This is a genomic window from Lysinibacillus sp. YS11 (assembly GCF_002896375.1).
In the GTDB taxonomy this organism is placed as follows: Bacteria; Bacillota; Bacilli; order Bacillales_A; family Planococcaceae; genus Lysinibacillus; species Lysinibacillus capsici.
The window spans coordinates 2,648,691-2,673,921 of sequence record NZ_CP026007.1; the positions used below are offsets into that span (position 1 = coordinate 2,648,691).

The window sequence follows — 25,231 nt, forward strand, 5'->3', positions numbered from 1 at the left end:
ATGGCTGTACCCATTACAGGCATTAAAAAACAACAATTAACAGAAGAACAACTAAAAGAACAAAAATTAGATAATCTAAAAGAACTGCTTTCTGAAAATGAAGAAGCCGTCAATCAGGTGTTTAGTATTATGGCTGAATTAAATGATATCGGTGCACTAGAAGCAGCAATGAAGCTACTTGAAGCCAAAGAGGAAGTGGCACATATTGCACTTGGACAATTAACACGTAAGCCTGTAACCAATATCATTAACAATTTAATGGGTGTTGCGGGAGCATTGACGGAGCTCAATCCTGAAACAACGACTAAGCTTATTGAAGGCTTAAATACAGGCGTAGATGAAGCAAGCAAAGCACTTGAATCTAATGAAAAGGTCAGTGCCTTTAAGCTCATGAAAATGATAAACGATCCAGATGTCAATCGTGCGCTCAATTTTGGGGTTCATTTCTTAAAGGGACTCGGCAAAGGCTTAAAAGAATAAGGTGGTTCCTAAATGTTAACAAAAGAAAATGTTGTAAACACATTGAAACAGGTAAATGATCCTGAGCTACATCAGAGTATTGTAGATTTGAATATGGTGCGAAACATTCAAATACATGACAACCATATAGCCCTGGATATTATTTTGACCATACCAGGATGTCCGTTAAAGGCAAAAATACAGCAAGATGTGGAGGAGGCCTTACAAGCGCTTGGTGCCTCCACTGTTACCATTAGCTTTGGTGCTATGACAGATCAGGAGCGTCGCACTTTAACCGCCTCTCTACAAGCAAAAAATGTAACTGAACAAGGAATGCCAAACATGCTACTGCCTAATTCTGGTGTTCAATTCATTGCCATTACAAGTGGTAAAGGCGGTGTTGGAAAGTCTACAGTGACCATTAATTTAGCGGTTGCACTTGCTCGTCTTGGCAAACGTGTAGGTATTTTAGATGCTGATATCTATGGTTTCAGTATCCCTGCCATGATGAAGATTGATCAAAAGCCTACCATGCTTGATCAAACGGCGATTCCAGTAGAACGTAACGGCGTAAAAATAATGTCGATGGGCTTTTTTACAAATGACAACCAGCCTGTTATGTGGCGTGGTCCTATGCTCAATAAGTGGATTCGCAATTTCCTTGTCAACACGCTATGGGGAGATTTAGATTACCTCCTCATCGATTTACCACCTGGTACAGGAGATGTTGCAATTGATATGGCTGCGATGATTCCACAAGCCCAAGAAATCATCGTGACAACACCGCACCTTGCTGCTTCTCATGTTGCATCTCGTGCTGGCTTGATGGCGCAACATACGAAACACAGGATTCTTGGTGTTGTTGAAAACATGGCCTATTTTGAAGGTGCTGACGGTCAAAAAAACTATCTATTTGGACAAGGCGGAGCCGAACAATTAGCAGATTTATTACAGACAGATGTAATCGCTCAAATTCCTTTTGCTCAACCTGAGGAAAATACAGGTTCCTCGGTCTATGATGAAGTGTCGATAATCGGTGAAGTGTTTACTCATTTAGCAGAAGATCTACTCTATAAATAACCCTTGATTTGTTTTTTTACCATGCACTAATCTAAAAACTGATACAAATGAAAACACCTTACGTTGAAATAAGGGGATAAGCATCCCGAACAATCAACGTGAAGGTGTTTTTTATGTGAACAAGAATAAGTTATTATATAGAAGAAAAAAATAAGATAAGTAAAAGCCCCGCCAAACAAGTATGAGAATAAATTAGAGTTTAAAAATTATTGCGTCTACATTTTTGTACACTTCTTCAATCACATCATCTGTCAGAAAAAGTTACCTTGCATATAGATTAAGACTCTATAATTTGTATTATCAACAAGAAGTAAAAAAGGAATGACGTCCCGTAATGGCACGATTAATCATCCCCCAATCGAGATGTTTCTGACCTAACCCTCGCTTAGATCCGAAACGTTCTATAATCACTAAAACATGTAGAACAGGTCATTGAAGGTCATATTAATTCATTACAGCAGTTATCTCCTTTGCATGTTCATGATGCTACTTTAAATGAATATTAACTCTTTAATTTTCAAGTAATTTATCTATTACTAGCTTTGTTAAATTAGGCATTATTTCCATAGTGTATTTCAATTCTGTTCTTTCATATCTATTATGTGCATCATATCCATATGGTCCAATATTGATTGCAGGGATATTTAGTTCTCTAATGGCATCATAATTTACATAATGTTTAGTTCTCCAGCTAGGGTTATTGTTAACAACTGAATTCACACTATCTTCATCGACATTTATAGCCACGCAACTCATATCACAAATATGAGGGAAATAATTTTTCTGTACAATAGGCTTATCATAATGTGGTTGAACTTTTTCTACTGCATAATCTAAAGCAGTTAGTAAATTTTTTTCTTTTTCATTTTTACCAGTTACTTCTACACATGGTGAGTACAACGAAGAATAAAAAATAATGATTGCAGGACTCTTATCCTTGGTCCACTTCCAAACTTCTTCTACCACTTTTGCAGAAAACATGCGTACATCTAACTCTTTATTTTTTAATAATTCGTGTTTAAAATTTTTTATATGCTCTTTGTAATTGTCCCCATATTCAACAATAATTGATTGTTCTAATTCTTCATAGAATAATACCCTCGTCTTCCATGGCAATTTTGTATATTCCTGCCCACTAATTTCGCAATATCTCTTATAATGATTATTTAAATTAGCTATTGCATTATTAAATGCAATTTCAGCATGGACTTTTAACTTTTCTAACACATCTTTAGGTGACCATGATTGTACAAAGAAATTATAATATACATATGAAGCAAGAGCTGTCTGAACTGTATAAGTCTCTTTAAAATCAGTTTGCTTCAAACTTACAGGTGGCATCGGTGTTTCTCCTAACGATTTATCACATAACTCTGGGTTATATGCAATTTGTCTAGTTAACTCCGCAGCAATATAGTTAGGGTCGATTCCTTCAAAACTAGAGCCTACATGGCTTTCCACCCCTGTTATATAAAAAGAAGGGAGTAGCTTACCAACGCTACCTTTATATATATATCTACTTTCATCCCCCTCATACTTAGGAGCAACAAAATCGGAGTTTATTAATGCCGCGTAATCAAATCCATGCTCTACTTTTAACATTTTTAAATCATTTAAACCAGACAATACTCCATGAGAACTATCCTCTTCATCGCATTCAGCAAAAAATACGATATTCCCATTCAGTTCCTCTGGGTGTTCAGAATAATATTTTAATAGATAATAATGGCTTGCAACACCGCTCTTCATATCAAGTGTTCCTCTTCCAAATAACCATTCATTTGATTCTAAATGCTCTCGAACCAACGGCGGAACTTTTTCACCCTTTAACGCATCATGAAGTTCATTAGGTAAACAAGCCTTCTCTTTCAAACTATTATAATCATCGATACCCACCGTATCTGTATGTCCCATTAGCACAACCGTTTTATTACTATCTCCTTTAGTACCTTTTACAAATGCAAACACATTGTACCTTTCAACCTCATCATCTATTGTTCGTGAAGTAAACACATATTTAGGATTTTTCAGGAAATAAGGTAAATTAGAAATTGTTTTAGCCAATGACTTTGATATGTTAATTTCCCCTTCAGTATTAACAATGCTTTCAATATTTACAAGTTCGTTCGTAACCTTTAATACTTCTTCATACGTTTTTAACATCTCTCATCATCCCCTAATTAAAGATAATAATTATAAAAATTATAAAACTTGTTGCAAAAACTTAATCGTTCTTTCTTGTTTTGGCGCTTTAAAAATTTCTACTGGAGAGCCCTCTTCAATAATTTTGCCATCTGCTAACATAATCACCCTATCCGCAACTTCCTTAGCAAAGCCCATTTCATGGGTTACGACGACCATCGTCATTCCGTCTTTAGCAAGGTTTTTCATTGTTTCTAAGACTTCTCCTACCAACTCAGGATCCAATGCTGATGTTGGTTCATCAAATAACATAACACTTGGATTCATTGCCAGTGCTCTAGCAATAGCAACTCGTTGTTTTTGACCACCAGATAGTTGTTCAGGATAGTAATTGGCTTTATCAGCAAGACCTACTCGTGTTAACAAATTCATAGCAAATTTAATCGCTTCCTCTTTACTTTGCCTTTTCACCTGAATTGGTGCTTCTATTACATTTTGTAATACACTTAAATGGGGAAATAAATTGAAATGTTGAAATACCATCCCCATATTTTCTCTTACATGATTTAAATTAGTTCTTTTTACATCAATAATCTCATCATTAATGCTTATCGTACCTGAATCTAATATCTCCAAAAAATTCATACATCGTAATAGAGTGCTCTTCCCTGATCCACTAGCCCCTATTAGAACAACCACTTCTGATTTATTAATTTCAAGATTTATGCCTTTTAAAACCTCTAAGTCACCAAATGATTTAGAAAGCGATTTCAACTTTATCACGTTTTTTCCTCCTTCCAACATCCAGTCGACTTTCAAGTTTATTAAATAACAGCGTGAATAATAAGACTAAAATTAAATAGTAAATTCCCACAACAAAGTATGTTTCAAGAGGCATATAGTTGTATGCTTGAGTTGAAAGTGCATGGTTAAACAATTCTGATACTGCGATATAAGCTACTAAAGACGAATCTTTTAACCCTATGATAAATTGATTAGCTAATGCTGGAATAGCTCTTTTAAAACTCTGTGGTAAAATAATTCTTCTCATTGTTTTAAAATATGTCATTCCTAATGATCGACCAGCCTCCATTTGGCCTTTATCAATAGATTGAATGGACCCACGAAAAATTTCTGCAATATATGCTCCTGAATGTATTCCCAGCGCAATGGATCCTGCTGCAAAGTCTGATAAAGTGAAAATACTAGAAATACCATAGTACAAGAACATAAGTTGTACGATTAATGGCATACCTCGAACAACAAAAATGTAGCCGTTAGCAATACTTTCCAAGATTTTTATATTGGATACTTTGAAGAAGGCAAACACTAACCCAATCACACAAGCAATAAATAAAGAAACAATTGTTAATTCAATCGTTAAAACTGTCGCTTTTAAAAACTCAATGCCATGCTTTTGGAATATAGATGTTACATTTGTTAGAAAATCCATATTAATCACCTAACCTCTTTTAAGTATGTGGACGTAAAGGATAAACTCTCCTATAGATAGCTAAAATTTATTAATAAAATTAGATTTTGGTAGGAAGCAAAGTAGAAAGAATTTTCCATCTATTTAGTCTGCAATTTTAATATTTTAGAACAATTAGTAGCTATGCCTAGTACGTCTTTAGCATACTAGGCACACTATTTTTAACAGTTATTCTAACAAGTCTTTCCCAAACCATTTCATACTTATTTCTTTATACGTTCCATCCTTAACCATCTCTTCAATCGCCTTATTAATCGCTTCTAATAAAACTTCATTATCTTTATTAATCGCCACTGCAATTTCTTCTCTTTTAATGACCTCTCCTAAGGCTTGAATCTTCAATCCTGATTCTTGCATTGCTGAAATACCAACAATTCTATCAGTAATTACTGCATCTAGCCGACCTGGTGGAAGATCCTGTAATGCATAGATTTCACTAGGGAATTCTTTGATTTTATCTGTATATTTCTTTGCATCTTCAACATACGTACTAGCTTGCATCACGCCTATCGTTTTTCCCTTTAAATCTTCTACCGTTTTAATCTCCTTATTTTCACTCGAGATAAATACTGTAGCACCTGAAACATAATAAGGGATTGAAAAGTCGACCTGTTTAGACCTTTCCTCAGTAGCTGTCATACTGCCAATAATGGCATCATATTTATTACCTCGTAACCCTTGAATAATTGTTTCCCATGGATTTGTTACAGGATTTGCTTCAAGGCCAATCCTTTTTGAAATTTCTTTCCCTATCTCAACATCAAAGCCTACTAATTCTTGATTTTCCTTATAATTTAATGGTTTTAGTAAACCACTCATTGCAAATGTTAACTTGCCATCCTTAACCAATTTCATTTCTGTTGTTACACTTTTATCCTGACCCTTACTTTTTGCATCCGCAGTAGCTGGAACTTGTGTATTTGTTTTATTTTCCGAACATGCTGCCATTAGCGAAATAACCAACACCAATAATAAATAGAATATATTTTTCTTCATCAAATAACCCCTCCATTTAATTAAGCTAGTTCTCCACCATCAATAGCAATTGTTTGTCCGGTAATATAAGATGAATCATCCGAAGCAAGGAAAGCGTATAATGCTCCGACTTCCTTAGGATCTGCATGTCGTTTCAGAGGGATACCTTCATTTACAACTTCCAACATATCTGGGGTATACTCAGCCATTTGCATAGGGGTTAGTACGTATCCAGGGCATATCGTATTAACTCGGATATTTGGAGCAAGCTCCAATGCCATTGTTCGTGCTAAAAGATTAACCCCTGCTTTTGAAGCATTGTAGTCAGCATAGAATGGATGTCCTGTCACTCCATTTGTAGACGCTGTCATAAGTATGACACCCTTGCCCTGCTCCACCATAATTTTTGCGGCTGCTTGTGAAGTATAAAATACCCCGTTAAGATTAATGTTTAATACTTTACTCCATTGTTCAGGACTAATATCAAGAAACTTATTGCGAATGCTAATACCTGCATTCGCAATAAAAACATCTACACCACCTAAATCTCTCTTTATGTTCTCAAAAACAGCGTTTACATTTTCAGGATTACTTACATCTACTACATAGCCTTTAGCAATTCCAGGATTTTCTTTTATCGACTGTTCAATACCCTCTTTATTAATATCTAAAATAGCCACTATCGATTCTTCTTCTATAAAACGCTGTGCTGTGGCTAATCCTATACCACTAGCACCTCCTGTAATAACTACTCTCTTATTTTTTAAACTTCTATGATTGGTTCTCATTCAAACACCCCCCTAATGGTTATTAATTAATTCTTTTTTATTTTTCACCTTTTGTAGATATACCCTCCATGAAATACACCATTTAGAAGGGTCATCTAAATAGTCTGCTTCAATTAACTGATGAATTGTGCTATTTTGCGGTGCTGCTTTAACAATTTCTGGCGTTTCGTATGCTTCTTTAGAAATCTGCTCAAGCGCTTGAATATATTCATCTAAATCTGCCTTAGAATAAGATTCTGTTGGTTCAAGTGTAAATGGTTGCGGAACAATATAAGGATGATGACTAGTCCAGTAATGTAAACCAAAGTCAGTCATTCGGCGCTGTACATCCTCTGTTGTAACACCTGTTTCTTTCTCCAACTGCTCCCAACTATAACGAACTTGCTCTAATCTTTGCCCTTGTATATACGGCACACTTACACCACGAATTTTTGATACTTTACTATACAGATAATTGTTATTTAATACGGCTGTTTCTGCCACAGCTTTAAGTCCATCTGTGCCTAAAGCTCTAATCCAAGCATAAGAACGCAAAATCGTTTGAGCTACCCCATGGAATGATCGTACTTTTCCAATCGAATGCTCTAATTGATCATTTAACACATATTGGTCTCCCTCTTTCTCAACAATTGGACCTGGCAAATAAGGCTTTAATTCTTCTGTGACCCCAAGAGCCCCTGTCGCTGGCCCTCCACACATGTGAGGTGCTGCAAATGTTTTGTGTAGATTGAAAAAACACATGTCAAAACCTGCTTCTCTTGCACGTGTGATTCCTAACAGTCCATTGGCATTTGCCTGATCGTAGTAACAAATTCCACCAACATCATGCACTATTTTCGTAAATTCTTTAATTTTAGAATTATAAATCCCTGTATCTTCAGGGTTAGCTACAACAAAACCAGCTGTTCTTTCGGATACAACTTCTTTCAATTTATTAATATCCGGAAAACCATTTTTATCTGGATGAATAGTTATTATTTTATACCCTTTTACTACTGCGGTTGCTGCTTGAGAAGGGTGTGAGAAGATGGTTGTAATAATTTCATTACGTTGATCTGCTTCACCTTTTACTTCAAAATATTTGCGTACAATCGATGCCATCGCAAACAATGCTTGTGTACCACCACTTGGTTGGAAAGAGAAACAATCCATCCCCGAAATTTCACGCATCGCTAAGTCCAAATTGTGAATGATTTCTAGCATTCCTTGGACAGTACTACCCTCTTGTAAAGGATGTAATTCCATTATTTTAGGATTACGAATAAGCAATTCATTAATTTTTGGAATATACTTCATCGTACAAGTGCCTTGTCCAATCTCAACATTAAAATCAGAGCCTAATGTTTCTTGTGATAGTCTTACATAATGTCGTAACACCCGCGCTTGTCCTATTTCGGGTAAATTTGGTTTATTTGCTCTTTTCATTTTCTGAGGTAAGGATGAAACACCATCACCGACTGCTTCTACAATCTCATTTGAAGGTTGCGGAACTTCTATTCCGACTTCTCCTGATTGATGTAACTCAAAAATGATAGGTTCATTCCATTTAGCTTGATGAAAATCTTTATTTACATTCTCTCTTAGAATCTTATCCACGTTAAAACTCCTTTCTCCCTATTTAATATCCAACAATTGTAGCTAAAGCATTGATTAACTTATCAATATCCTCTTTAGTGTGAACTTCCGTTACACAATAAAGTGCTGCTTGACCGTATTCAGGAAATTCCAACGATAAGTCTTTACCACCGAAGATTTTTTGCTCAAGTAATCGTGAATTTATTTCTTCTACTGTTAATCCTGTATCGTTAAAATCTATAATGAACTCTTTGAAAAATGGAGAGGTAATTCTTGAACCCCGAATATTGTTAATAGAATTCAATTGCATTACTGCATACTGACTGTTTTGCATAATGGCTTGACCTAACTCGTACATGCCATTTGGTCCCATTAATGATAAATACACACCTGCTGTAATCCCCCAAAGAGCTGTTTGTGTGCCTACAGACTCCTTACCGTTTTCTCTATCTGCAAAGGACGTACGATCATAGGCAATGTCACCAAAACCATATTCACCTTTCTTTATAGTCGGAATAATACCGAACAATCGTGATGGATATTCATTAACAAATTTTGGATCATTATATGTTGCAATAAATCCAGCTTGCCCTCCACTATAATTCATGTGCATACCTAATGGTTGAAGATCTCCACAGACGATATCCGCTCCATATTGACTTGGTGGTGCCAATACCCCTAGGGAACTTGGATCAACTCCTACTATCATAAGTACGCCATATTTTTTAGCAAGTTGTGAAATTTCCTGACCTTGCGACTCAATAAAACCTAAATATGATGGATTTTCAAAGTAAATAGCTGCAACTTCGTTTGACAACTTTGCTTCTAAATCGGCTAAGTCCATTAATCCTGTATTAAGATTGAATTTTATCCCTTCAAATGATAACTGTGGTGTACCATAGTTTGTGATAACTTTTCTGCGTTCAGGAGAAAGTGTATTAGCAAGTAATATTTTCGTACGCTTTGTAATCCGACTCGCCATACGAATTGATGTAGATGCAGCTTGGGCCCAATCGAATGTAGGAACATTCACTACTTCCATATCCACAAGCTCCGCCATTAAGCTTTGATATTCAAATAATGCTTGAAAGCGTCCATGATCCTCATAAGGCTCTCCTGCATAAGCTGTTAAAAACTCTGCACGTTGATTCACTTCATCACATACGGCTGGTATGAAGTGTTGCCAGCAACCAGCTCCTAGAAAATTAATATATTCATTGGTACTTACATTTTTATTTAAAAGACCCTCAATATGGCGTCGTAACTCTAATTCATTCAAAGCTTTTGGAATATTCATGGTACCTTTAAAATGTAAATCCTCCGGAATACACGAATAAAGCTCCTCAACGGAGTGAACACCAATTTCATCTAACATTTCTTGCTTTACCTCAGATACCATATTAGGGATATATGGATGGACCTTTTTACTCATTTAATTTGCCTCCCTCTATAATTATTTTTAGGCTAAGCCGCCACCATCAACTGTTAATGTCGTTCCTGTAACCCAAGCAGATAAATTACTTGCAAGGAATAGTACCCCTTTAGCAATATCTTCAGGTGTTCCTAATCTTGCTAACGGTCTATCAATAGCTGAACTACGTAAGAAACTTGATTCATCTATATTTAATTGTTTTGCTTCTCCACGAAGTAATGGCGTATCTGTATCTCCAGGACAAATGCAATTTACGCGAATATTTTCTGGACCATGATCAATAGCCATAGCCTTTGTTAAATTTACAACCCCTGCTTTTGCAGCACAGTAAGATGCAGCTTTGTCTCCACCTTTGATTCCCCACCCAGAACCAGTATTAATGATACTGCCACCATTTCCTCTCATGAGTGGAATTAAGTATTTCGAAAGTAGATAGACCCCTTTTAGAGAAACATTAATAACAGCATCCCAATCCGCTTCCTCTAAATCCACCACTGTTTTTCTACGGATAATGCCTGCATTATTAAAAAGTACATCTACTTTTCCGTATCTCTCCTGTATAGAATCAGCCACACTTTTGCAATCTTGTGTATTCGTTACATCACATTTTAAAAACTCAACATCTAAACCAGCTTCTTGAAAGCTTTTTTCAGTATCCTTACCTTTTTGTTGATCAATATCTAAAATCACAGTTTTAGTTCCCAACTCACTTAATAATTTAGCTGTTGCAAGGCCAATCCCTGAGGCCCCTCCTGTAATCACAGCCACTTTACCTTCCAATTCAAAATAATCTACCAAATAAATCTTCCTCCTTCCCTTTGCTTACTATATATCTAGCAAAATACGTGCCAAGTGTAGAAATACAAATCCATTTACAATTTTAATCTACAAAATGTCAGAAAGTTCTGACGTTAAAAGGTTTTCAAAATGTGTATAGTAAAAGATTCAAAAGTATACTAAATTTCCTTTTTGCCATTTTTGTCAATTCCGTTGTCACTTTTGTCATTAAAATTAGCCATAAAAAAACACAAATACCTAGGAAGTTCATTTTAAATTCCCCATTAAGGAGGTGAGAAATTTAAAAATCTCTAAAAGCAAGGTATTTGTGTCAAACTTAAACTATAAATTTACACTTTTTAGTTTTCTATAAAGCGTTCTTGTACTTATGCCTAATTCTTCAGCAACACGTTCTTTTCCAGCAGTGTCATTTCCATATATAGAGAGCATTTGGTAGATGACCTCCATTTCCGTATCTTTCAATAGATTAGAATTGCTATAAAGATTTTGTGCTTGATTATTCTCGATGATATATTTCGGTAAGCTTTCCCTTGTTAATTGTAGGGAATTTTCCATTACCATACTGTACTCTAATACATTTTCTAACTCTCTTATGTTCCCTGGCCAAGAGTATGATTTCAATTCCTCCAAAAATTCCTGCGAAAAATCTTTAATAAATTTCCCTGTTTTATGCTGAATCTTTTCAAGTAATTTTACAATCAAATATTCTATTTCATCTGTTCTTTCTTTTAAAGGAGGTAATGTTAAAGGGATCACATTTAGTCGATAATATAAATCCGAACGAAACTCACCTTTTCTCACCATATCTTCTAAAGGTTTATTTGTCGCAGCAATAATCCTTACATTTACTTTTCTAGGCTCAATTGCTCCGACTCTATAAATAAGCCCATCTTGCAAAACTGTTAATAGCTTCGCTTGTAAATGTAATGGTAATTCTGTAATTTCATCGAGGAATAAAGTACCTTTATCTGCTACTTCAAAATAGCCCATTTTCCCTTTTCTTCTAGCCCCTGTAAACGCCCCTTCATCATAGCCAAACAACTCGCTTTCAAACAAGTTTTCTGGAATGCTTGCACAATTCAACTCTATAAATTTCCCTTTGTGTGTAATGCTATTTGAATGAATATATTTCGCTAATAAACTTTTCCCTGTTCCCGTCTCTCCTGTTATGACAATTGAAGATGGGCTATTTGCAATACTACTTAACTTACTCTTTATAAGTTGTAAGTGAGGTGCGTTGCCTAATACATATTTCGTATCAAATCCTTTTTTATTTTCAAGCAATAAATAGGATCCTTCGTTGTTCAAGGCATTAATAATCATATCTCCCAACCGAGCTAACCAATACTGATATTCCTTCGGCTCAGATGAAAATTTTTTCTCCCCCTCATCTGTAAAACTGACAAATGTCAAATATCCGAAGTGACGATCTCCTTTTACTAAATTCATTAGCATTTCGACTTTAGATGGACAGTTATTTTGGAACCTACAACCAGAACACACTTTCATTTGACCAGGTTTTTGTAAATATTGAACAGATTTAGAATAATACTTCTGAAAGAACGGAAGGTGTACCTGTATCCCTTTTTGCTTTCTATATTCTTCCGTTGCTATAAAAACTTCACCATTCGAAGTGAAATAGGCCATTTCCAATTGTAATAGTTCACCAAATGCATCCAGCATAGATTGCACTAATTTTTCGGCATTCAACATGATATTCCCCCCACAAAAATCGAAAAAGTAATATAGCCAAATTGTTTATAGTGAAAATAGCTCGTAATAGTCCGTAAAATAGTTAATAGATTAGGTTTCATGAAAATTACACCTTTTACGGAAGTTTAATTTAATTATCTTATCTTTTTTAATTCGCCAAAAGTTACATCTTACCTTTATAATTTTCTTCAAGTTAGGATTATAGAGCATGAGAAATGCCATGCAAAATTGAATTGCCCCATAAAAGTTAAAGGAAAATCTAACTTTAAATGGGGCATTCCATGACTGTGTAGCTAACATTTATAACTGTGTCTATATTCTATATCATCCTCTAAATAAGAAGTTTATCTCATTCAACAACGTCATTGATCTTTATCTGCTTTGCTACTCATTGTAAGAACTATTTACCTTTAAGCATTATGTTTTTTTACTAAATATCTGATCCATTATAGACAAAATATGTAGATTAGATAATAATAACATTACATAGAGAAAATGAGGTGATTCCCTTGAAAATGAATTTAAACGTCTCACAACAAATTACTCAAACGTTGACAACTGAACTCATTCATCAATTGGAACTACTACAATACTCCAGCTCCGAATTAGAACAACATATTTATGAGAAATCAAATGAAAATCCACTATTAACTGTCATTGAGAAAAACATGAATCACACAAAGGATATTGTAGACCTTGCCACAATGTCCATAAAAGGTATTCAACCTAAGCAAAAGCAACAGTATGATTTCATTCAAACTCGATTAACACAGCAACATTCATATATTACCCAACTGCTCGATCAAATACCTTTACATCTAAATCTTACACCACATGACAGAGAAATTTTAAAATATTTCATACATAACCTCGATGAACATCTATTTTTAAATGTAGATTTATCCAAAGTTGCTAAATCATTTAACATCTCTTTAGACCATATAAATACACTGTTAGATCTATTACAAACATTCGAACCTCTTGGCGTTGGCGTTAGAAATATGAAAGAGTATTTATTAATTCAAATTTACAATGATATAGAAGCCCCACCATTTGCAGCTCCATTCATTCAACATCATTTAGAACAAGTAGCTAATTTATCAATTAAATTGTTAAGTACAACTTACGACATTTCAATAGAAGAAACTCAACGAACAATTCTATATATAAGAAACCTAAAACCCATCCCAGCTTCATTGGATAATAATGCTACTAGCGCGTATATTATACCTGATATAATCATTAGCAAATTGAATGGAGAATGGATAATAGAACTAAATAATCGGTTTTTACCTAAAATAGAAATTAATCAAGATTACGTAGATCTATTAAAAGAGTCCGTTGAAGATTATGCCTATTACCAGCAATGCATGAACGATATTATAGCTTTAACGCAAGGAATAGCTCAACGTGATAAAACTTTATACAGCCTGACACGATTACTTCTTGATTTACAAGCTTCATTCTTTGAACATGGAATAAAAGCCTTATCTCCTATGCGTTTAAAAGATGTTGCACAAGCATTAAATATGCATGAATCCACCATAAGTCGTGCGGTTAAAAATAAATTTATCCGTACACCACATGGAATCTTTGCACTCCAGTCTTTATTTACAAAAGGAATTATCAACGATTCAGGAAAGCTTGATTCTGTGTCCTATATAAAAAGTCGCATTAAAGAATTAGTAGAAAATGAGAATAGAAAAACTCCTTTATCAGATCAACAACTAACTGAAAAATTAGAAACTGAGGGTATTCGAATTTCACGACGCACAGTTTCAAAATATCGTAAAGAATTGAACATAGCCAATTCATCTAAACGCATTTATTTATAAAAAACTTTATTATCAGTTACTTATAAGAGTATAAAGACAAAATAAATACCCTTCATTATGGGATTGACTGTCTCAAAAACGATAGTCAGTTCCCAAATGAAGGGTTTTTTCGATCACTTATAACCAGCCTTTTGTAACACCTGCATGAAATAAAAACGATACGTATTTTTTACAAATGTCTCTAGAGGTAGCCCTACATTCACTTGATATTTTGTAAATATAAAATAAAATCGTTTATCCCACTTTAGGCGTAATAACTCGCCTGCTTCTTCGCCATACTTCATCGTAAATTCTTCCATCAAAGGTTCGATCATCTCATAACAATAATCTTTTAAATGGGCCAGTGCTTCAATATCCTTATCCCTTTGAAAGCGTATAATCCAATCTACTAATTGTTCATTCATATTTGCACGCCGTCCTTTTAAAAAGAGTTTCTTCCTATTAAATTATACTCCTTTTTTGGCGAATCAAAAAAAGAACGATTTTTCCAGTAGATTTCACTCATCAATAGGACGATTCCAACGTAGATGATAGTGAACAGACCTCTTTTTCGTTTCTTTATCGAATACTAGTAATCTATCACCAGCTTGAATAACGTAGCTATTCTCTAATGTCCGAACAGTGGGCTGTTGTTGTTGGGAATTAATGATGCCAATATTGCGTTCCCACAATACCTGATGTTTGTTCATATCATAGAGCAATAACATGTGTTCAGCACTTTCTCGCTGTGTTTGCCTATATGAAACAAGAGCCGTTTTTTCTATGATATCTACATCCACCACTTTTGGTTGTAAATTTTCATAGGCTTGAATGGCTGGCTCGGTTAGGACAGCTTGACTAAAATCGCGAATGGCCTGATAATCCTCTACAGGCTGTGGATGTGTAGCAAAATAGCCCGGCAACTCTGTCTCGATGAAAAAACGGGCAGATAGGTAATCTTGAGCCTTCGCATCCTCACTTAATGTTTTACCATCAAAGCGATAGAATTTGCCATCGACCCCTTCCAAATATAAATGGTTCTCTAGGACAGCCATTTGATGTGCATTATTGCTCAATATCGCTATTAATGACGGATGTTGCGTTCGAAAATCTTTTTCAGAAAGTAGTTCTTTGCCTGTTTCCATATCTACCAAGGATAATTGACCAAACTCATCATCACGATGATGGACAAGAACACCCCCCATAAATTCCCCAAGCAGTGTTTCTTTATAGGAAGCTGATTTTGTCCATTGCTTTTCACCTGTTTGTAAATTCACAGCTACTAGGAGATGATGTGCGATTAAATGCGTAATTCCATTCGATGTCCCATTATTTTCTGAGCCTTGCACCATTTGAACAGCAATGCTTTGTGAATCATCTGTATAAATCGGCGAATCGGATTTAATGGGAAAGCCTCTCCCCGCTAAGCCAAAAACAATCATTAATAGATTACTGACGAATAAAAAGGCAATGAGCAAAATGCTAGAAATAACGAGTCGTTTTCGTTTCATGACGATAAACAAAAATAGTAGAAGTCCCGTACCTAGCACGATGCAGAAAAAAATATCGTGGATAAGCCAACCATTTAAACGCCATGAATCGATATATCGTTGTAGAAATTGTTCCACTTCTCTACCCCCCTCAAACAACGACTAACTAAAATCTGAATAAAGCACATAACGGTCACATTCCAAGCATTGAAATAAATAGCCTTGATGATGACCATTGTTCATTAAGGATGCAGAAAGTTCTTCTTTTGAAAAGCCGGTATAATTATCAAATTGATCCTCAATTCCTAGCTCTACTAAATCACGCCAACCAACATAGCCGATAAACGCACAATAGTCAGAGCAATGTGCCACCCAATTATTGCCCTGCCAGCTTACATAGCCAGGCGTCCGAAAGAGTACTTCCTCAGCAAACTTGGGGTTCGTAACCTGTTCATCCTCCATTAAGTCTTGCTGGAAAGAACCATCATATTTTTGAGCTGCTTCCCCACTATGGATGCAGGAAGGACAAAGATAATCTACTTCCTCAATTGCATAAATACCACCAGTATAATAGACATCCACTTCTTGCTCGCAACAATCACATACAACGATTTCATCTGTTTCAAAAATTTCAGCCTCTAGAGGGTTTGGTAGATATTTAAACGTTGGAATTTTCGTTTTAAGCTGCTGATGGTCTCTAATTTTTCTTGGCAGCAGAGGATTCACCGAATTTGGTTTATCTATGTAGGTCTGGAGAACGCCATACTTTTTTCGATCCTTTTTATCGTCTTTATTCATAATGACAGTAAATAACTGATATGCCTCATGATACATCCTAAGTAAACAGTAGACCTCTACTAATATCCTTAATGTTTCTTCTGTTTGTTGAACCTGCTTTAATTGATCTTTAAAAATATGCATTTGATTAATGGTTATCGGATTGGAAGGATTAAATTTTTGTCTTAGTTCGTGCCATTCTTCCACAATCGTCATAAAAAATAAGCCTCCTTCTCACTTGCTATTTGGCAAATGAATAATCTTTTATCATTTGGCAGATTTCCACTTTATAGTTTGTGTACCATTTGTCTTTACCCAATTGTTGTGCTGTTAAATGCTTGGCATTGTCTTTCCATGCTTGGATAGCCTCTAGCGATTCCCAATAAGACACCGTTATGCCCTTTCCTTCCTCATTTCTAACACTTTCAACACGAATGAAACCAGGCTGTTGCTGTGCTAAGGCATCGATTAGGTCAGCCATCTTGCCATAGCCATCCCCATCTTGCTCAGTTCTTTGCGATGTAAAAATCACTGCATAATATGTTTCCATTTATTTCTCCTCCTCTATTACTTTTATTGTAAACCATAATGACTTTGACTAAAATCTAAATATAGGACACTGAAAGGATTGTGACAGAATGGGAATTAATCCAAACATGGCAGAAATAGCGGCACTTCTTGGTGAAACGTCAAGGGCAACCATACTTGCTAGTATGATGGACGGTCGTTTTCATACGGCTAGTGAACTAGCATATATGGCTGCCATCAAACCACAAACTGCTAGCTTTCATCTTGCTAAATTAGTAGAAGGAAAGCTGATAAAAGTTGAAAAGCAGGGACGTCATCGTTATTTTCAATTGGCTGGTGAGGACATTGCTCAATTTTTAGAGTCATTCCTAGCCATCTCTCCACCACCTGAAGTACGTTCATTAAAGCAATCGAGCCAAATCAAGTTATTACAGGATGCTAGAACTTGCTATGATCACCTTGCTGGTAAATTGGGTGTCCAATTAACGGAATCGATGCTCAAGGCAGGCTATCTTACATTGGAGGGTAAACAATTTGTCCTGACAGATGAGGGCATATTATTTTTTACGACATTCGGAATCGATTTAAATGCTTTAAAGAGAAAACGACGATCCTTTTCTCATGCCTGTTTAGATTGGAGTGAACGGCGTTATCATTTAGCTGGTGCACTAGGCTGTGAGCTATTAAATCAATTTTTCAACCTTGGTTGGCTTTTACGAGTTCCCTCTATTCGCGCCATTAAAGTGACGGAGAAAGGGAAAATAGGCTTTAAAGAGGTCTTTCATTTAGATTTGTAAAATAGGAAAGGGCACGGGGTTATCTCCTAGCCCTTTCTCCACTAAAAGTTCGGTTTACTAAATAAATGCCCATGATGATGAATAAGCCGCCAACCATTAGTGATGGTTTTAACGGTTCTTCCAATAACACCCAGCCTGTTAATACGCCAAAAAAGGAGCTAAAAATAAATAGGCACTTGTTTTTCCTGGATCACTATTTTGCAGAAGATAATACCACCCTGCAAATTGTATGATCGAGGAAAAAATACTAAGCCACAACAGAATCAATAACGATTGTGGATTCACAATAAAAAATGGCTGTTCTAACAATGCGCTTCCTAGTAATAAGAGTAAGCCACCAAATAGCATCTGATAAGCAGATAAAACCCACGTATCAAATAACACACCCCATTTTTTCACTAACAAGGTGGCAGTAGCCCAAAAAACAGCTGATAGCAAGCCAAAAAGGATGCCTACTTTCAATTCGACTTGTGCCCCCATCGTAATCATCACCCCGATTAAGCCAAACAAAACCCCGATCCATTGATAGAAACGGTAGGACACTTTCATAAAAATGGTGGCAAAAATTACAACTAGTAATGGGTTTGTAAATGTTAAAATAGAAGACTCACTTGCCGTAATGGTGCGGAGACTTAAAAAAATACACCCCATCACACCTGCTGTTTGAAAGAGCCCGATCATGCATAACTTGAACCACTCACTCCTTGTAATAGGATGAGGTCTCTTCAAGATGATAACAACGATAGCCATGATTATACCAGCCAATATAAAGCGAAGTGCAGCTAATAATAAAGGCGAGGCATACGGTAAGCCTAATTTAACAATGGCAAATGATGAACCCATTAAAAAGGTCGTTACTACTAATAAAGCAATAAATTGATAATTTTTCATCCAATAGCTCCTTACCTGATAGAATAATTGTTCTACGTACATTATAATCAGGAAGTATTTCAATGCTCATCGAAGTATGGATTACAACTCAATTGAAAGATTTTATAAGATTTCGTAAGGAAGAGGATAGTATTAAAAAATCTTACCTCCAAAAGCAAAGAGGTAAGATACTATGGATTATTTATTTTGCATAAACGATCTGACGTTGTCTGCGATTTCCTCTGATTTTGTATGGTGTAAGTAATGATCCCCATCCAGTGTGATTACTTTGCCGTATACGGAATGTTTGACTTGTTCTTCATGCAGCGGTATCCAGTTCTTTTCAACTCCACCACTTTTCGCTTGGACAAATAAGAGAAGAGGTAAATCTTTAGGGAATGTAAGAGTTTTGGCTGCCGTGAAATTTTTGCTAATATGCTCTAATTCATTTGAAGTGCTTGTATTATAAAAGTTTTTGAGTGTAATCATCCTAATTTGCTCTTTTGTGTCGTCATCATACGGAAGACCTGCATAGGGATCATCTGAAAATTTTATAAGAATTCTTGCAATCCCTGATTTTTTTAGCAGCTGTAACGACTTAATTGGAAACTTCGTGTCCATCCCCCCCTGTGTAGGGACACTGCTATCAATCCCGACAAATCCAGTTACCTCATTCGGATATTTATTAACATAATCGAGTCCATAGATGCCTGCTATCGAATGTCCCATTAGCATATACCGATCAATCTTTAACTCCAGTAAAGCTTCATGGATTTCACTAACAATATTCTCTGTGCTTCGTTCTTTAGCTGTATCCTCACTTAAGCCATAGCCAAAGGGCTCTATTGAAACGATCTTATAATAGGGAGCTAGTTCATCTATCAATGGCTTAAAGTCGAGCGTTGGTGCTGCAGTACCGAAGCCTGGTAGTAATACGATGGTTTCAGCACCCTTACCTTGAATGGTGACATTCATTTTTTCCCCATTCACGGAGACGAGCTGACCATAGGGTTCTATTTTTCCTTGCTCTATTTTGTTGCAAATAATGTTTATTGTAAAAACAATGACAAGTAGCCCCACAATGGATATACCTAGGACTGCCATTGATTTCAGTAAAACACGCATAAATTTTTTCATGTTTGATGCACGAGGGGGGATTCACCTTTACTCGTGCCTCCTCCTTTACTACGATTATTCCAGCTACTTTTGAGCTGTTAGTGCAACTATAAAGGAGAGAGATGTCTTCCGAATGACGACAATATGAACACAAGATGAACAACAAAAAAATGTTACGACATCTCTATAGGAGTCGTAACATGCTCTCTTTCATTTAAGGTAATAGGTAATTTGACAATCATTGTCATTCCATGCCCAAGCTCACTCTCGACTTCAATTTCTCCTCGATGTAGTAAAACGATTTGCTTCACGATAGCAAGCCCCATTCCACTTCCTTCATACTTGTGACTATGGGAACGATCGGCCTTGAAAAACCGTTCGAATATACGTTGCTGATCCTCTAAAGAAATCCCAATGCCTCTATCCGTTATTCGGACTATCACATGATTTGCACTTTGCTTCATGCTGATCTCAATCGTATCATTAGGACTTGAAAATTTAATACTATTCGTAAGAATATTTGTCCATACCTGATGTAATTGATCGTAATCAGCCATGAGGCGAACAGCCTTCAACTGGAGCTCAAAATCGATATTGCAAGAGGACCATTGTGGCTGGAGGAAGACAATGACACGTCTAATTTGTTCATCTAGACTGAACGTATCGAGATGCATTGGCTGTGTCTTTGATTCTAGTAAGCTCAGCTTTAAAAGGCTATCACTCATCTTAGACATTCGATTGGCCTCCGAAATGATAATATCGAGATAACGGTGTTTCTCGTCATCCGATACATCAACTTGTTTCAGTGCTAATGCGTAACCAGAAATGGAGGTAAGTGGAGACTGCACCTCATGGGACACATTCGAGACAAAATCTCTCCTCATTTGCTCTAGCTGCTGTAACTCCTCCGCCATATCTTCAAAGCTTTTAGCCAACGTACCTAACTCCCCTGATTGCTTAATATTTAATTCAACATTGAAATCACCACCAGCAATATGTTTAGTTGCTTGTGTTAGTTTTTTGATTGGCTTGACTAAAAACATCGCTGCAACTAAAAACACAACGCTTCCAATAACAAGGGCATAAGTAGCAAAATTCAGAATCAACTTGATGGAAAAGGAGGTTGAAGGTAAAGCAATCGTTTGGATAAACATCGCTCTCGTTCCCATTTCAGTTGTTAGAGGTATGCCGACAAGTATGGATGAAATACCACTTGGAATTACTTGAATGACCTCTCCATCCAGTACAGCTTGTACTTGTTCCATTGTTACAGGGGCTAACTGATTGCCATGAAGCTTTCCGTAAGCCGTAAACTGCCCTGTTTCTTCATAAATGCGAACATGATAGGATTCAAGCTGATGCATATCACGTATAAAACGATCGGCTTCATGATATGGCAATGTGTCAAAAATTTGTACCATGTCTTGTCCAAAATTTAATAAGGGAATTTGCAAGTTTTCATTTAATTTATCTTTAAATACCCATGTTGCCATGAAAAAAGAGATAACCGTTCCCCCAATGACAGCAACTAGAAAGATTAAAACGACGCGAGTATATAAAGATTTAATCATTCCTCAACCTCAAGCCTATAGCCCAGACCCCTTATTGTGTCGATATGAAAATCAGTGATGGTGTTGAAGCGCTCACGCAGGCGCTTAATATGTACATCGATGGTTCGATTATCTCCCGCATAATCAATCCCCCAAATTTGATCGATCAGTTGTTCTCTTGTATAGACTTGTCCAGGTGTTTCGGCAAGCTTATATAATAATTCAAATTCCTTGAGCGGTAGTGAAATAACATTTTTACCTCTCATGATTTTATAGGTCTGACGGTCCAGCGTGACTTGACCAAGTTGAATGGTCTGCGAATGGCCAATCCTGTAGCGCTTCAAAAGTGCCTTTACTCGTACAGTTAGCTCTAACGGATCAAATGGCTTTGTTAAATAATCATCCGTTCCAAGCTCAAAGCCCTTCACTTTTTCCCAAGTTTCCCCTCTTGCAGTCAGCATCAGTAGAGGAAGATCCGTATTCGTTTTGCGGAGCTCCTTACATAGTGTCCAGCCATCCATCGTTGGCATCATAATATCTAGTACAACAAGATCAATAGGTGTTGAGCCGTAGATGGCTAATGCTTCTTTACCATCTCCTGCCTCCATTGTAGTGAACCCGTCTTTGCGCAGAAAAAGGCAAACAAGTTCACGAATGTTCGCATCATCATCCGCAACAAGTATCGTCGGCATACATCCGTTCCCCTCTTTTCGAATCTATTATTCACCCACATTATACTATATAATTTCTTTACTTCTCCCCTACCACACCTTACGATAATTGCTGTGGCCTAAAAAACCACTTCCTAAAAACATAAAGGAAGTGGTTCTAATCAAGCAATTAACTTTGCAAACCATGCAACGTAATGAGCACCTGGAATCAATAATAACTGTGCCACAATGGTTCCTAAAAATCTGGAGAACATCATCATAACAGACATTCTTTTCAGGTCTAGATAGCTTCCTCTCTTATTGATCACATCATCTGCTAGAATGGATATTTTCGGGTCAATGAATAGGATTAATAGTATTGTTGCAATGCCATTAATTAATCCAGATGCCATAACAGCAGTAGTCTTTAATTCTGGTACTAATAATGTGGCATACAATGCAGATAAAACGCCAATCGTATAGATAGCTGTAATAACAATATTGATAACAAATAATTTAATCGGTATATCCTGTAGACGAATGCCTTTTAAATAACTAAAATTTGGTGTATGAATATGCTTAATCCCCCGTCTTACATAGTCAAATGTAAAGCCCTTTTTCAATAAAGCCGGGATTGAACCTCTTTCCTCAGCCAAATGAACGATAGCTCTTGAAAAAATGGCTACAAAGGTGGGGATAAGTAAGATTCCTACTATTGTTCCAAGCGAAGCCGCTCCAATAATTAGTCGAAATTGATGTTCTACAAATGTCATGGCATTATCCGTAGGTGCTGTATCAACAAGGCTCCCTGTGAATGGTTGTTGCATCATATTGGCTAACCTCGACACCATGACCATTACATTAAAAAGAGATAAAGCCGAAGCTAGTAATTTGACACGTGCTCCTGATAAACGAACTGCATATGCAAGCGTTTCAATCGCATGAATGATTAAAATAAATAAAGCAATCATGATTAATTTTTCTGTTATTAAATCCACATATGTACCTACTCTTTGCTTTCTAACGATTTAATATTGTAACGCTTATTCAATAAAATAGTTCCAATTGAAAAAATGTGCTGTCCACGCCATAAAAGGTAATTATAAAAGGCGAGAGGTTGATTATTTCCAATGTGGAGAAGTGATGAGTGACTACCCTCGCCATAAAGAGTAGTGAATACCTTTGTTTTATTTGAAAAATTTTTCTAAAAAACATTTTAATGGGTTAGAATTGAAGGCTACTTGAATCTTCTTGAATAGCGATACAGGTAACCTCTAAACGGATCTGTGTTCGCCCAGAGGAAAGCATGTAACCTGCACGGAAATTTTTCAACACTATGAAAAAACTTACCCTAAGGAGGGTAAGTTTTTTGTTACTTCTACAGTTGCTTTACCATTAATTTTAATAGATCATCCTGTGACATCTCTTCCGTCAGGAGCGTTTCACCATCCACCCCAAGATAATCATGCGGATTCCACCAAGCACGTAAAGAATCTTCCCCGAAGTCATTTTTTTTGGAGCTAGAATGATGACGAATAACGGTTTCCTCAAAAGATAAATCAAAATAATAAGTATTGGCCTTCTGATCATAGAAGTGGATTAAATCTTTTAACATAGCTCCATAACGACTGGCATATAATATTCCTTCTACAATGACAACTTCACAACGACCTTTACCATACTCTGCGATTTGACGAATTAATTCAATAGAAAGATTGCCTTCTCGATCATGCACCTTTAACATATCACGTCGGACAACATCTTGCGCAATCAAAAGTGTACCATGTCCAAGATGATGCTGAAGTTTCTTTGCAATTGTCGTTTTCCCACTACCTGAATTTCCTCGAATAATAATTAGCTTAGAGTCCAATTTCCCCTTCTCCTTTTTAAGCTGCTCTCCTAGACCAAATGACAACAGGAATCAATACTAACGACAATAGCCCTCCTGCTAAGGACAACACTGCATAGCTTGAATTCGCCACTACCATACCTGATAGCGCACCACCTGATGCACCTGCCAATGCCACAAAAACATCCATCTTGCCCTGTGTTTTTGCACGGGTAGAAGGCTCCGTCGCATCAACAATTTGAGCAGTTCCACTAATTAAGCCAAAGTTCCAACCTAATCCCAGTAAAGAAAGTGCCACAATGAGTAACACCATTGAATCGCTTGGTGCAAATGCAGCCACTACGCCAGCGAGTAGCAACGTAATACCTGAAGCTATACTCATTGCTGTACGTCCGATTTTATCAACAAGAATACCTGTGACAAGTGATGGCAGATACATAGCACCTACATGAAACCCTATCACAATACCAACCTCGGCTAATCCATGTCCATGATGTTTCATATGTACAGGTGTCATTGTCATGATAGCCACCATGACAATTTGTGTCATAACCATAACTGTTGCTCCTACCGCTAGGCCTCTTTTATTGCTAGATATAGGCATGGATGGTGTTTGATTTTCTTTGTTCATTTTTTGCTTATGTGCCTCTATGGCTTTCGCTATTTCTAGCGGGTCAGGACGCAACATAGTAAACAATACAAGCCCCGCCATAATAAAGGCCAAAGCAGATAATAGAAATGGACCCGCTAGAGCTGGAATACCGATAGACAGCGCCACTTTTCCCATCCATTCTACTAAATTCGGACCTAAAACAGCACCAAATGTGGTCATAAGCATGGTTGTACTAATCGCCGTAGCACGTTGCTTATTATTGGCCAAATCTGTCCCAGCGTAGCGTGCCTGTAAATTAGTTGCCGTACCAGCTCCATAGATTAATAGAGAGGCAAACAATAACACAATACTATTCATTAAAGTAGCAAGGACTACACCTATTGCACCAAGTCCACCCACTATAAAACCTGTTGATAAGCCTATACGACGACCATAACGCTGTGATAGTTTTCCTACAATGAAAGCGGCACCCGCAGAGCCTAACGTAAATAATGCAGAGGGTACACCCGCATAGGCATCCGTTCCAAGCATTTGTTGTGCCAGTAGAGCGCCTACCGTAATACCCGCCGCAAGTCCAGCTCCCCCAAAAATTTGGGATAAGCTAACAACTATCAGTACACGCCTATATAGGTTTTTTAGTTTTTCTGGTGACTCAATATAGGACGCAATTGACTCTTGAGATTTTTCAACCATTTTTCAACCTTCCTTCTATTAATCTTTATC

The 25,231-nt window shown here is 36.6% G+C and carries 23 protein-coding genes and 1 pseudogene; 4 read left to right on the top strand and 20 right to left on the bottom strand.

Annotated elements, in window-relative coordinates; all coding sequences use genetic code 11:
• Together LBYS11_RS13180 and LBYS11_RS13185 are read left to right on the top strand one after the other, a co-directional pair.
• Entirely contained in the window at window positions 1–480 is a 480-nt protein-coding gene (locus LBYS11_RS13180) for a helical membrane plugin domain-containing protein (protein ID WP_048392447.1), read from the top strand.
• Window positions 481–492: 12 nt separating this feature from the next.
• Window positions 493–1,539 (top strand): Mrp/NBP35 family ATP-binding protein, encoded by a 1,047-nt coding sequence (locus tag LBYS11_RS13185; RefSeq protein WP_103118327.1) that lies wholly within the window; start codon window positions 493–495, stop codon window positions 1,537–1,539.
• Between the two features lie 510 nt (window positions 1,540–2,049).
• Here LBYS11_RS13185 and LBYS11_RS13190 read toward each other — a convergent pair.
• The 9 genes from LBYS11_RS13190 to LBYS11_RS13230 form a co-directional block, all read right to left on the bottom strand.
• On the bottom strand, window positions 2,050–3,702 hold the full coding sequence (locus LBYS11_RS13190) for a M20/M25/M40 family metallo-hydrolase (protein ID WP_103118328.1): 1,653 nt from the start codon (window positions 3,700–3,702) through the stop codon (window positions 2,050–2,052).
• A gap of 39 nt (window positions 3,703–3,741) precedes the next feature.
• Window positions 3,742–4,464, bottom strand: coding sequence for an amino acid ABC transporter ATP-binding protein (locus LBYS11_RS13195; RefSeq protein ID WP_004230601.1), 723 nt, complete (start codon window positions 4,462–4,464; stop codon window positions 3,742–3,744).
• The gene (locus LBYS11_RS13200; RefSeq protein WP_048392444.1) at window positions 4,439–5,134 is read right to left on the bottom strand and encodes an amino acid ABC transporter permease; all 696 of its coding nucleotides are present in this window, start codon (window positions 5,132–5,134) and stop codon (window positions 4,439–4,441) included. Before LBYS11_RS13200 ends, LBYS11_RS13195 begins: the two co-directional genes overlap by 26 nt.
• Before the next feature lie 207 nt (window positions 5,135–5,341).
• Entirely contained in the window at window positions 5,342–6,169 is an 828-nt protein-coding gene (locus tag LBYS11_RS13205; protein ID WP_103118329.1) for an ABC transporter substrate-binding protein, read from the bottom strand.
• Window positions 6,170–6,189: 20 nt separating this feature from the next.
• Entirely contained in the window at window positions 6,190–6,936 is a 747-nt protein-coding gene (locus LBYS11_RS13210; RefSeq protein WP_103118330.1) for an SDR family NAD(P)-dependent oxidoreductase, read from the bottom strand.
• A gap of 12 nt (window positions 6,937–6,948) precedes the next feature.
• Window positions 6,949–8,532, bottom strand: coding sequence for an aminomethyl-transferring glycine dehydrogenase subunit GcvPB (gene gcvPB, locus LBYS11_RS13215; protein WP_103118331.1), 1,584 nt, complete (start codon window positions 8,530–8,532; stop codon window positions 6,949–6,951).
• 22 nt (window positions 8,533–8,554) lie between these two features.
• A complete protein-coding gene (gene gcvPA / locus LBYS11_RS13220; RefSeq protein ID WP_103118332.1) occupies window positions 8,555–9,943 on the bottom strand; it encodes an aminomethyl-transferring glycine dehydrogenase subunit GcvPA in 1,389 nt (462 codons plus the stop codon).
• A 27-nt stretch (window positions 9,944–9,970) separates the two neighbouring features.
• The gene (locus LBYS11_RS13225) at window positions 9,971–10,741 is read right to left on the bottom strand and encodes an SDR family NAD(P)-dependent oxidoreductase (RefSeq protein ID WP_103118333.1); all 771 of its coding nucleotides are present in this window, start codon (window positions 10,739–10,741) and stop codon (window positions 9,971–9,973) included.
• Between the two features lie 321 nt (window positions 10,742–11,062).
• Window positions 11,063–12,190: a sigma-54 interaction domain-containing protein gene (locus LBYS11_RS13230; RefSeq protein WP_233732018.1), complete on the bottom strand. Its 1,128-nt coding sequence runs from the start codon at window positions 12,188–12,190 to the stop codon at window positions 11,063–11,065.
• 779 nt (window positions 12,191–12,969) lie between these two features.
• Here LBYS11_RS13230 and rpoN point away from each other — a divergent pair.
• Entirely contained in the window at window positions 12,970–14,289 is a 1,320-nt protein-coding gene (gene rpoN / locus LBYS11_RS13235) for an RNA polymerase factor sigma-54 (RefSeq protein ID WP_233732810.1), read from the top strand.
• A 113-nt stretch (window positions 14,290–14,402) separates the two neighbouring features.
• Here the strand turns inward: rpoN and LBYS11_RS13240 are convergent, their stop codons facing one another.
• The 4 genes from LBYS11_RS13240 to LBYS11_RS13255 form a co-directional block, all read right to left on the bottom strand.
• Window positions 14,403–14,693, bottom strand: a complete 291-nt coding sequence (locus LBYS11_RS13240) for a hypothetical protein (RefSeq protein WP_048392436.1) — start codon at window positions 14,691–14,693, stop codon at window positions 14,403–14,405.
• A 93-nt stretch (window positions 14,694–14,786) separates the two neighbouring features.
• Window positions 14,787–15,896, bottom strand: coding sequence for a PA2928 family protein (locus tag LBYS11_RS13245; RefSeq protein WP_103118334.1), 1,110 nt, complete (start codon window positions 15,894–15,896; stop codon window positions 14,787–14,789).
• Window positions 15,897–15,920: 24 nt separating this feature from the next.
• A complete protein-coding gene (locus LBYS11_RS13250; protein WP_103118335.1) occupies window positions 15,921–16,751 on the bottom strand; it encodes a CbrC family protein in 831 nt (276 codons plus the stop codon).
• A gap of 25 nt (window positions 16,752–16,776) precedes the next feature.
• A complete protein-coding gene (locus tag LBYS11_RS13255) occupies window positions 16,777–17,085 on the bottom strand; it encodes an antibiotic biosynthesis monooxygenase family protein (RefSeq protein WP_016991657.1) in 309 nt (102 codons plus the stop codon).
• Window positions 17,086–17,173: 88 nt separating this feature from the next.
• Between LBYS11_RS13255 and LBYS11_RS13260 the strand changes: the two genes are divergently transcribed.
• On the top strand, window positions 17,174–17,860 hold the full coding sequence (locus LBYS11_RS13260) for an ArsR/SmtB family transcription factor (protein ID WP_103118336.1): 687 nt from the start codon (window positions 17,174–17,176) through the stop codon (window positions 17,858–17,860).
• A gap of 19 nt (window positions 17,861–17,879) precedes the next feature.
• Here LBYS11_RS13260 and LBYS11_RS13265 read toward each other — a convergent pair.
• The 7 genes and pseudogenes from LBYS11_RS13265 to LBYS11_RS13295 all read right to left on the bottom strand — a co-directional run bounded on the left by LBYS11_RS13265 (window position 17,880) and on the right by LBYS11_RS13295 (window position 25,201).
• Window positions 17,880–18,751, bottom strand: a pseudogene (locus LBYS11_RS13265) (DMT family transporter).
• Between the two features lie 177 nt (window positions 18,752–18,928).
• Window positions 18,929–19,867: an alpha/beta hydrolase gene (locus LBYS11_RS13270; RefSeq protein ID WP_103118337.1), complete on the bottom strand. Its 939-nt coding sequence runs from the start codon at window positions 19,865–19,867 to the stop codon at window positions 18,929–18,931.
• 152 nt (window positions 19,868–20,019) lie between these two features.
• A complete protein-coding gene (locus tag LBYS11_RS13275) occupies window positions 20,020–21,417 on the bottom strand; it encodes a sensor histidine kinase (protein WP_103118338.1) in 1,398 nt (465 codons plus the stop codon).
• Complete coding sequence (locus tag LBYS11_RS13280) at window positions 21,414–22,088, bottom strand: response regulator transcription factor (RefSeq protein WP_103118339.1); 675 nt, start codon at window positions 22,086–22,088, stop codon at window positions 21,414–21,416. The genes LBYS11_RS13275 and LBYS11_RS13280 overlap by 4 nt, the downstream gene beginning before the upstream one ends.
• Window positions 22,089–22,228: 140 nt before the next feature.
• Window positions 22,229–23,017, bottom strand: a complete 789-nt coding sequence (locus LBYS11_RS13285) for a lipid II flippase Amj family protein (protein WP_054550492.1) — start codon at window positions 23,015–23,017, stop codon at window positions 22,229–22,231.
• Between the two features lie 407 nt (window positions 23,018–23,424).
• Window positions 23,425–23,916 (bottom strand): kinase, encoded by a 492-nt coding sequence (locus tag LBYS11_RS13290; RefSeq protein ID WP_048392706.1) that lies wholly within the window; start codon window positions 23,914–23,916, stop codon window positions 23,425–23,427.
• A gap of 16 nt (window positions 23,917–23,932) precedes the next feature.
• A complete protein-coding gene (locus tag LBYS11_RS13295; protein WP_103118340.1) occupies window positions 23,933–25,201 on the bottom strand; it encodes an MFS transporter in 1,269 nt (422 codons plus the stop codon).
• Window positions 25,202–25,231 lie beyond the last annotated feature (30 nt).

What these genes read in the sequence shown, in the direction of transcription:
- LBYS11_RS13180 (WP_048392447.1), top strand. Translation starts at nt 1, where the DNA reads ATGGCTGTACCCATTACAGGCATTAAAAAACAACAATTAACAGAAGAA.
- LBYS11_RS13185 (WP_103118327.1), top strand. Translation starts at nt 493, where the DNA reads ATGTTAACAAAAGAAAATGTTGTAAACACATTGAAACAGGTAAATGAT.
- LBYS11_RS13190 (WP_103118328.1), bottom strand. Translation starts at nt 3,702, where the DNA reads ATGTTAAAAACGTATGAAGAAGTATTAAAGGTTACGAACGAACTTGTA.
- LBYS11_RS13200 (WP_048392444.1), bottom strand. Translation starts at nt 5,134, where the DNA reads ATGGATTTTCTAACAAATGTAACATCTATATTCCAAAAGCATGGCATT.
- LBYS11_RS13205 (WP_103118329.1), bottom strand. Translation starts at nt 6,169, where the DNA reads ATGAAGAAAAATATATTCTATTTATTATTGGTGTTGGTTATTTCGCTA.
- LBYS11_RS13210 (WP_103118330.1), bottom strand. Translation starts at nt 6,936, where the DNA reads ATGAGAACCAATCATAGAAGTTTAAAAAATAAGAGAGTAGTTATTACA.
- gcvPA (WP_103118332.1), bottom strand. Translation starts at nt 9,943, where the DNA reads ATGAGTAAAAAGGTCCATCCATATATCCCTAATATGGTATCTGAGGTA.
- LBYS11_RS13230 (WP_233732018.1), bottom strand. Translation starts at nt 12,190, where the DNA reads ATGAATTTAGTAAAAGGAGATCGTCACTTCGGATATTTGACATTTGTC.
- rpoN (WP_233732810.1), top strand. Translation starts at nt 12,970, where the DNA reads ATGAATTTAAACGTCTCACAACAAATTACTCAAACGTTGACAACTGAA.
- LBYS11_RS13240 (WP_048392436.1), bottom strand. Translation starts at nt 14,693, where the DNA reads ATGAATGAACAATTAGTAGATTGGATTATACGCTTTCAAAGGGATAAG.
- LBYS11_RS13250 (WP_103118335.1), bottom strand. Translation starts at nt 16,751, where the DNA reads ATGACGATTGTGGAAGAATGGCACGAACTAAGACAAAAATTTAATCCT.
- LBYS11_RS13255 (WP_016991657.1), bottom strand. Translation starts at nt 17,085, where the DNA reads ATGGAAACATATTATGCAGTGATTTTTACATCGCAAAGAACTGAGCAA.
- LBYS11_RS13260 (WP_103118336.1), top strand. Translation starts at nt 17,174, where the DNA reads ATGGGAATTAATCCAAACATGGCAGAAATAGCGGCACTTCTTGGTGAA.
- LBYS11_RS13270 (WP_103118337.1), bottom strand. Translation starts at nt 19,867, where the DNA reads ATGAAAAAATTTATGCGTGTTTTACTGAAATCAATGGCAGTCCTAGGT.
- LBYS11_RS13275 (WP_103118338.1), bottom strand. Translation starts at nt 21,417, where the DNA reads ATGATTAAATCTTTATATACTCGCGTCGTTTTAATCTTTCTAGTTGCT.
- LBYS11_RS13280 (WP_103118339.1), bottom strand. Translation starts at nt 22,088, where the DNA reads ATGCCGACGATACTTGTTGCGGATGATGATGCGAACATTCGTGAACTT.
- LBYS11_RS13285 (WP_054550492.1), bottom strand. Translation starts at nt 23,017, where the DNA reads ATGATTGCTTTATTTATTTTAATCATTCATGCGATTGAAACGCTTGCA.
- LBYS11_RS13295 (WP_103118340.1), bottom strand. Translation starts at nt 25,201, where the DNA reads ATGGTTGAAAAATCTCAAGAGTCAATTGCGTCCTATATTGAGTCACCA.